The sequence below is a fragment of the Bartonella fuyuanensis genome (genome assembly GCF_014197255.1).
GTDB classification, from domain to species: Bacteria; Pseudomonadota; Alphaproteobacteria; order Rhizobiales; family Rhizobiaceae; genus Bartonella; species Bartonella fuyuanensis.
Window position 1 is genome coordinate 1 of sequence record NZ_JACIFE010000028.1, and the last position, 9,385, is coordinate 9,385.

Consider the following 9,385-nt stretch of genomic DNA (forward strand, 5'->3'; position numbering starts at 1 on the left):
GGGATTTTAACTATCAACACAGTGAGCCCGATTATTGGGGTGGAAGCAAGCAAGAAGGACATAGTAATAACATTTCAGCGAGTGTGAGTATTCCGCACGGTTATTGGACCTTTGGATTGAATGGCACTGTTTATAATTACCAAAGCATAATCCCTGGCAATTTTACCGATATTGAGACGACGGGGGATTCCAGTGAATTACATGCCAGTACAAGCAGGGTTCTTTACCGTGATAGTGTTTCTCTGACAACTTTGAATGTGGGGCTTTCCTATAAAAGAACCAACAATTACCTTCTAGGCAATAAGATAGAGGTTGGCAGCCGTCAATATAGTGTCGCCAATTTTGGGATTTCGCATTCGCGCCAGATGTTGGGTGGGACTTGGACCTTTGATGTGAGTTATTTGCAAGGTCTTCCCTTGTTTCATTCAGTAAAGAAATATGCGCCAGGGGCAGGGGATGCGGAGCCACAATTTGCCAAATTTACCGGTACGCTTAGTGTCATGACGCCTTTTAAGGTAGGGAGCTTGAACTTTATATTGAGCAATCTTTTAAGTGGTCAATATTCACCGCATAATTTATTGGGTGCTGAACAGATTTCGTTGGGAGGGGCTTCCAATGTTCGTGGCACGCGTGAGAGTTTGCTTTTTGGCAATAACGGTTTTTTTAGTCGGAATGATTTGTTGCTGCGCACTATTCCGTGGAGCAATCACGCAACCTTCAAAAAAGTTTTTGGAGAACTTCGCCCTTATTTTGGTTTGGATTATGGGCGTGTGTTTTCGCAAGTTTTATATGGGATTAAGAGTGACCAGCTTGCCGGTTGGACAGCCGGTGTCAAGTTTGCGGGAGGTATGGTTTCTCTTGATGCCAGTTATTCTAGTATTTTTTGGAGCACAGTTAAGCACAAAAAGTCAGGAACATTTTTTATGACATTAACAATGGAACTTTAAGCGTTTTGATTTGGTAGTTAAAGCATGAGATATGAGAAGAGAGAAGAAAGAGCAGCTTTATTAGGTGTTTTAGTTTCCGGTACGATGCTCAAAAAGGTTTTATTTGGGGGATTTGGTTTTTCTTGTTTGTTAGCCCCTTCAGTGTTACAGGCACAAATTTCAATTGATGCTAACGCTAATGCCGCCCATCGACCAGATATAGTAGCAGCGCCCAATGGGGTTCCCTCGATTGATATTGTTACCCCCAATGGCAAGGGCTTATCGCACAATAAATATGATGATTTTAATATTGGCAATGCAGGAGTGATTTGGAACAATCACGCGCAAGAAGTGGGGCAATCGCAGTTGGGGGGCATTATGCCGGGCAATCCGCATTTGCGTTTCACGGGTTCGGCGAAAGTGATTTTAAATGAAGTGACCAGCAGTAAGCGCAGTGCGCTTCATGGTCCAGGAGAGGTTTTTGGAAGCCCAGCCGATGTGGTTATAGCCAATCCCAATGGGATAAGCTGTAATGGTTGTGGCTTTATCAATACGCCCCATGCGACTTTAACCACAGGTGTACCCGAAATTGATGCGAGCGGTTTTTTGAAAGGCTTTGAGGTACGAGGTGGGGACATCATCTTTGGCACCAAGGGAGCCAATTTTTTCTCTGGCAAGGGGGCTGTTGATATTGTCGATATTGTCTCACGCACGGTGCATTTTGAAGGACCTGTTGCGGGCAAAGAGATTGGTGTGACAGCAGGAACAGGTCACTTTGATTATGCTTTACGGGAAATGAAAGAACTGACCGATATTACCGGTAAACCAGAATATGCGATAGATGGTTCTGCTTTGGGGGCTCTACAGGCGGACAGAATAAAACTTGTGGCAACAGAAAAAGGTGTTGGGGTTCGCATGCGCCATGATATGGCAGCCAATGCGGGGCAGTTGCATCTTTCTGCTGACGGGAAAATCTCGTTGAAGAATGTTTTTGGTCATGGGGGTGTTGTCCTCAAATCGAAAAGCCAGAGCGTATTGGCAAAACACATCACCTCGAAAAAGCATATTGATATTGCCGCCCATAAGGATGTGACGTTAGAAACCGTTGGCGCTGATGGTCATTTGAAGATAGAGGCGCAGGATGGGCTTTTATCGATTGCCGGTAAGGCAACCTCTGGGGGCAATATGGAGCTTTCTTCGCGCCAGACACTTCAAGTTTCAGGGCTAGGGTCAGGCGCTGATATGGCTCTTGAATCGGGCGGAGACTTGAAGCTTGAGGGGATTGTTTTAGCGCAAGGGAAGCTCAAGGCGCATGCCGGTGGTGATATACAAGCTCATTTTTTAGCCGGTGGGGTTGATATGGCGGCAACGGGTGCTGCTGGTGTTGTTGTTCTTGGCACCCAAGGGGATGTTGATCTCCAGAGCATTCAAGGTGCGATTGTCGCTGAAAGTGTTTATGGGGCAGGAGATAGCACCCTGGTTTCTCATAACGGGCTATCTGTTTCTCAAACAATTCTGTCGCATCAAAATGTTGTCATTCAAGCACAACCAGCAACAAATGCCCCCGTTCATTTTAGACAACTTTTAGCCTATGGCAAGGCAAATATTGAGGGTGAGGCGGTTGACTTTTCTTCGCTGATGACGGGTGCAGAAGCTGTTTTAAAGGTTGGCAGCCTTGATGCAGGCACACTGATGACAGGTGTCGTTTCTACGGGCGGTTCAGGGGATCTTGTTTTAGATGAAAAGGGCTTTCTTTTGATTACAGCAAAAGAAGGGGTGAAGGTTGGTCAGATTGCCAGTGGTGGCAATATTGAAATTTTTGCAGGCAACGACATCTATTATGATCAGGTCATAGGCTATGGCAACGCAACATTGACATCGGTATCAGGAGAGATCAGTGTTGAGAATGTGCAGTCTGCTGAGGGGGATGTGAGGTTGACGGCAACAACTCTCGATTTAAGCAATAATCGTTCTCATATTTACACGCCGCAAACGCTGTATTTAATTGCAGATCATATTGATATCTCAGAGAGCGAATTGATTTATGGCGGTTTAGATTTTCAAAGCACCAATGCCCTTGATATTCACAATGCGCGGCTACAAGCCGTGACAGATCAGGGAGGGACTGGAGATATTCTCTTTGTTGCTCCAAGCGTTATGGTTGATGAGACAACTTCTGTTTTAGCAGCCAGAGATTTCGTGATCAAAACGGGGGAGCTTGGAAATAGCGGTCAATTGGCATCGGGGCAGGATTTAGTCTTTAGCGTGACGGGGGATGTGACCAACAACAAAACGGGCTTAATTTATGTGAAGGGCAATGGTGCTTTACAAGTTGATGGGGCTTTGTTGAATGATTTTGGCACTATAATGGCAGAAGGTGATTTATCTTTCACCAATGCAGCTGGCAGCGGAAAAAGCCTTTCGCTTGTCAACAAAGCAGGCTTGATTCAAGCTGGTGGAAACTTAAATATCCAAACCAACACTCTAAAAAACGAAGCCGATAGCACGCCTGTCATCACGGAAAAAACGGAATATAGCGATATTTCTTTCCAAAAACCAGACAAATATAATTTTCTCGATGGCAGACCTTTATATCATGATATAGACTGGGATCGTTGGGGAAAGGGAAAACTTTCTAAGAGAAAGCATGGGGCAGTAGGTCCAAAACACTTTATATTTGAGCAACAACTTTGGAATAACAAAGAAGGAACCTATGGCACGGCAACTTTAAAAGATGGGACAGTCTATAAGGCATTTACTTGGAAACATAATGCTCGAAAAGGAGACATAGAAGAGTTTGTATGGAATGGTTCTCGGCGGAAGGGAGGATGGTTTGGGTCAATAAACGAAGACTGGTCACACATGACAGAAAAGACTGTCACACAAGCATTTTCGCATAAACCAACTGTTTCGGGGGTAATACAATCTAGTGGCAATCTCATCATTAACGCTGATACCATTGACAACCATTATAGCTCTATAGAAGCAGGGGGAAATGCCGATATCCACGCTGGTGTGCTGACCAATCTGGGTGCAACGGCTTATAAAAAAACTTATCTGGGTTGTAATGCCAATACCCAGGATGGTTATTGTTATGGCTATAAAGCTGATGGAAGCCGCGATGTTTCTTTAGATATAGCCGATGGCAAGGATCGCCATACTGGTTCAGAAGCTCTTGATGCAGCTCCTGGTCTTGTCCAAGCGGGTGGCACGTTGAATTTGGTGGTCGATCAACTCAATAACACGGCAGCGGAAGGTTCGATTACAGGGGATGCGCATTTTAAAGCACAAGCAGTTGAAGGCAATCCACTGGAGTCCTTAAGTGGTTTAACCGGGGCTGGTGCTCTCTTTACACCAAAAGTGGATCTCAATAATGCAGGGGAACTTTCTGAGGGGCTCCCTTTACCAAAGCCCCAATCGGGTGGGGTTGGGGGCACGCTGCCCAACCAGAATTTTATTTATGAAACGCGGGCAGAATTCCTTGATGTTGGCAAGTTTTATGGCTCAGCTTATTATTTGAACAGAATTGGCTACAATCCTGATAATGCGTGATCTGGTCGGTCAAGGGTTGGGCAAAGGTTCCTTTATTCCTGGAAGTGATGCCATTGAACAAGTCAAAACCTTGCTGGATGTCGGGGCAGACTATGCAAAATCCCACAATCTCCACTTTGGTGAGGCTTTGAGTGAAGAACAATTGGCGTCCCTAGAAGCCCCGATGGTGATTTATGTGCGCCAACAGGTCAAGGGCATGGATGTTTATGCTCCGGTGCTTTATATCCCTGAAAAAGACAGAGCCTCCTTTGTTTCTGCTGGGGCTTTGATCATGGGCGATGATGTGAATATCACCAGCCAGAATACAGGCACTTCCACAATAACCAATTCAGGGCGGATTGCGGCAAACCACCAATTGCATGTGCATGGTGGGGATATCCTCAGTCAAGGAGGGCATTTTGCAGCGGGTGGTGATGCTGTTATCCTTGCGGAGAAGAATATTCGTTTGGATGCAGGGCGCACAACGGTTGACGGCGTGGAGACCGTCTTAAACACCGAGGCGCTTTCTGCTGGTGGTAATGCAACGGTGATTGCCAAACAAGATATCACCGCCTCAGGGGTGGGGATCACTACCGGAGGTGATCTTGCCATGGCTACAGAACAAGGCAACTTGACGATCGGTTCAGCAGAAACCCATTACCATGATGAACAGGGTGATGCCACCATGCATCATAAATCAGAAGTCAACTCTGGAGGCTCGACGACACTTGCCTCTGGACAAGATTTGAATATTTTAGGCTCTGGTGTTCAAACAAAGGATAAACTTTTCTTACAAGCTGAGAGGAATGTTTCGATTGATGCCACACGCAACAGTGCCAATAGCCATCGCGGGGATCAAACATCTCATGTCGCGGTGCACAATGGCTCTCATTTAAGTTCTGGAAAAGAGACCACTGTTCTCTCTGGAAAAGATATCCATATGGCGGCTTCCGATATAGATGCCAAGGGCAATGTTGCTCTTGGCGCCCAAGGGGAGATAGCGATAGGGGTAAGAAACGATGAGATGGAGTATCATCTTCGCGCTAAAAACACGAAAGTGGACATGCAAGCCTCTCATGCGGTTGGCTCTTCGATAAAATCGGGAGGTGACACCACTGTCATTGCAGGGCAGGATGGCAAACCGCATGATCTTAGCATTACAGGTAGTTCCATTGCGGCTGATGGCAAGGTAGGACTGAAAGCCAGCAACAATATTCTCATCAATAATGCAGAGGATAGCTTACATTATGAGATGTCGTATCACAAAGAGGGTGGGGTGTTTAGTAGCAGCAAATCTGAGCATAACAAGATGGATGTGCGCCAAGTTGTGGGGTCAAGCATAACAGGGGGTGAAGGCATTGCCATTGATTCCGGAAACAACACGGAAGTTGTCGCCTCGACGCTCATAGCCGGTAAGGCAGAGGAAACGTCAGGAGAGAAAGCACCAGGAGATCAGAAACAAGCGGATATTACCATTCACTCTGGGGGAAAGATTACTATCAAAGGCGCCCAAGAACACTTGGATCAGCAAGCGCAATCGTCATCAAGTGGCTTTTTGCATGAGAAATCGTCCGATACATCTCAATCGCATACCACAACGGTCTCCTCTATCCTTGGGGCAACGGGAAACATTATCACGCAATCAGACAAAGAGACCATAATCACTGCTTCTCATATGTTTGCAAATGAAGATATTCATGTGACAGCAGAAAATGTGACGATTGATGGCATGACGGACCACCATAAGAGCCATTCAGAGACTCATGAAACGGGTTTTGGTGTGGGATCAGGCAAGGGCTTTGTGTCGATATATGGGAGTGAGGGAAAGACAGAAAATGAAGAGAGTTTTGAGCATCAAGGTTCATCTCTCAATGCGGATGGTACGATCAACATCACTGCCAAGAAAAAAGATGTGACAATTGTTGGCTCTGATCTTGCAGGTGAGAATATTAACCTTTCAGCAGCTCGTGATGTCAATGTGCTTGTTGGTCATAATAGCCATTCCTCAAGCTCAAAGGAAGAACGTACAGGCTTTGGGTTTCAGTTTGAAAAGAACAACAGCGGTGCTTCTGTAGGTGTTGGGGTTGCAAGCGCCAAAGATACGGGCGATCAATGGGAAACCACTTCCACACAATCACACATCACGGCACGCCAAGATGTGCAGATTACTGCTGACAATGATGTAAATATGCAAGCAGCCATTGTTTCGGCGGATCGTGATGTCAACATTGATGCTGGCAATAATATCACCCTATCAGAAAGCTATGATACCTCTAACGCAAAAGAACAGCATGAAAAATCTTTTGCTGGTGTGACAGGCTCTGTCAATGTGGGCATTCTTAGTACAGTAAAAGATGTAAAGGATGCAGTCAAACGTTTTGGTCATGGGGATACAAAACACAAAATCGGCAATGGTCTTATTGCTGGTCTAAAAGGCTATGATCTCTATAACAAAGGCAAAGGTCTTTATAATGGGATGAAAGGTGGAAACAAACAGTCTATTCGTGATATTGCTGATGTTTCTGCTAGTGTAACCGTAGGCTTTAAGACAGAGAAGGCAGAAGCCTCTGTTGAGACCTCTACTGCGCTAACAGGTACAATAGAAGCAGGACGCGCTGTTAATATGCAAGCCCACAAAGGCAGCATCCATGGTGTTGGAGCCGATATTATTGCTGGTATAAACCCGATGCAAAGCAATGATGAACAAAGCGGGAATATCACCATGGGAGCAGGTAAAGATATCGCCTTTGAAAGTGCGCAAAATACGCAAAGCACACAAAACCACACGCAAAGCGCTTCGATGAATGTTGGGTATAGTTATGGTACCGGTGGTCCAGGGTGGATGGGGAATGCTTCTTTTGGTAAAGGCAAGGGGTCCAGTGAACAAGTGCATCACAAGAACAGCCATATTATAGGCACCGGCACAGTTCATACCACGAGTGGGGCAAACACCACATTGGCAGGCGCCGTGGTTTCTGGAAATCGTGTAGAGATGGAAGTAGGGGGTGATTTCTCCGTTACCAGCCGCAGTGATACGGGACAAAGTTCCAGCAAGCAACACTCTGTTTCTGTTGGCTTTAATGGTGGGAAAAAGGATGGTACAGCCACAACTAATATTGCCTTGAACAAGGATAAATCCTCTAGTGATTATCATAGTGTTGTGGAGCAGTCAGGTATCAAAGCGGGTGATGGCGGCTTTAAGATCAACGTTAAAGATAAAACGACCCTAACTGGGGGGCTTATTGCCAGCACTGCGCCGGCAGAAAAAAACAGCCTGACCACAGGAAGCATTAGCACCAATGATATCAGCAACAGTGCCCATGCGCAAGCTAGCAGTCAAGGTTTAAGCATTTCGGCGGGTGGTCCGATGTATCAGGGCAAATATGGTGTCGGGAAAAACATTGTCAAAAATGTCTTAGATCATTCAAAAGCTAAAGATTCAGAGGAAGGATATACCAAATCCGCTATCAGCAATGGCACTATCGTCATTACTGATGAAGCAGGGCAGAAGGCATTAACAGGGCAAGATGTTGAGCAAGCCATAGCCTCCCTTAATCGGGATACTGCTAGCGCCCATAAGGGTGTACAACAGCTCGATGTAGGCAAGCTGGAACAAATCGTCCATGAAAACCGTGAAATGGCAACTCAACTCTTAGAAGAAGGATTTAAATACAGCGATGACTCCTATAAAACCATGTTTATCAAAGAGCACCCCATCGCCGTTGTCGACCGTGATGAAAAGGGCAATATAATCTATAAAAAAGATGAAAATGGACAGTATATCAAAGACGCTCGTGGACAAAAAATACCGAAGTTTCATTATTTAACGGATGAAGAAAAGCAGCATTTACAAGAAGGTGCTGATGGCAAGGTGCATGTCTCCTTTAATGGCATCTTTACACCACCAGAGGAAGCCGCTGTTTATGCGGTTCAACATGCGGCGAATAAAAATGAACCACTTTATTTTGTTGTGTTCCCCCAAGCTGATTCTGCTATCTCAGAGCTTCTGGTCGCGGGCTATCAGAAGTTTATGGAAAATAACTTTTGGGGTCTGACCAATTCCACACAAGAAGCAAAAGATTTGGTGTATAGCCATGGTATTACAGGGTTAGAACTTTATGGCCATAGTCGCGGGACAATGACATTGGGAAATATGCTGAATTCTTTCAAACAAGAAGGTGTGCACGGTATAGCCAACGAAAACACGACTATCAATCTCTATGGACCAGCGGCTAATGTTTTAGTTGCATCCGGTCTGTTAGGTTATGTGAGTGATGGCAAACAAACCACGATTGGCTTTGATGGGCATAGATTTGATCTTGTCAGCAGAATTATTGGCGGCAATGGCTATACTTACGAGACAGTGCCTACTGGTAGTAACGTTTGGACAGAATGGTGGAGAGTGATCATGAATCCCATAAGCTCCCATACCTGTCTTGGAGATGCGGGGCGTATGTGCAACATGCTTTACGGCTCATCTCATCGTGAACAAGTTCCTTCAAGTAAATCATGGAGTAAAAAATGAAACACATCGTAAAATTATTAAGTGCTGTAACTTTGTTAAGTATAGCTGGGTGCCAGTTTAATAAAACTCCCATATCTTCTATAGGGGCATGGGAGAAGCCAGGAGCAGATTTTACGGAGATAGGAAAAGCCTTGTTAGAATGCGGTATGCCAACTCCTTATGATAAGGATCCAGAAAGTAGAAAGCTCAGTAATAATGCAAATGCAACCATTGATGCTTGCATGCTCCAAGCGGGATTTCGCTATAAATATGATGTGGGGGGAGGCTGGTGTGGAAATCATAAAGCTGAAAACTTGCCCATTTGTCGTCCAGGCGCTGTTGTTCCACAGCGCAGTGTCAAGAAGCGCTTGAACAGCCCTTTTTGTAAAAAATATAAAAATAGTCGCAAATGCCAGCCTTAAGT

The 9,385-nt window shown here is 45.3% G+C and carries 2 protein-coding genes and 1 pseudogene; all 3 read left to right on the plus strand.

The annotated features are described in order from the left end of the window. The coding region (locus tag GGR08_RS07125) for a ShlB/FhaC/HecB family hemolysin secretion/activation protein (protein WP_183194649.1) at window positions 1–947 on the plus strand (947 nt) is incomplete at its 5' end. Window positions 948–971: 24 nt separating this feature from the next. Further along, window positions 972–8,982, plus strand: a pseudogene (locus GGR08_RS08710) (hemagglutinin repeat-containing protein). Continuing rightward, a complete protein-coding gene (locus GGR08_RS07135; protein WP_183194650.1) occupies window positions 8,979–9,383 on the plus strand; it encodes a hypothetical protein in 405 nt (134 codons plus the stop codon). The pseudogene GGR08_RS08710 and the gene GGR08_RS07135 overlap by 4 nt, the downstream one beginning before the upstream one ends. Window positions 9,384–9,385: the final 2 nt, after the last annotated feature.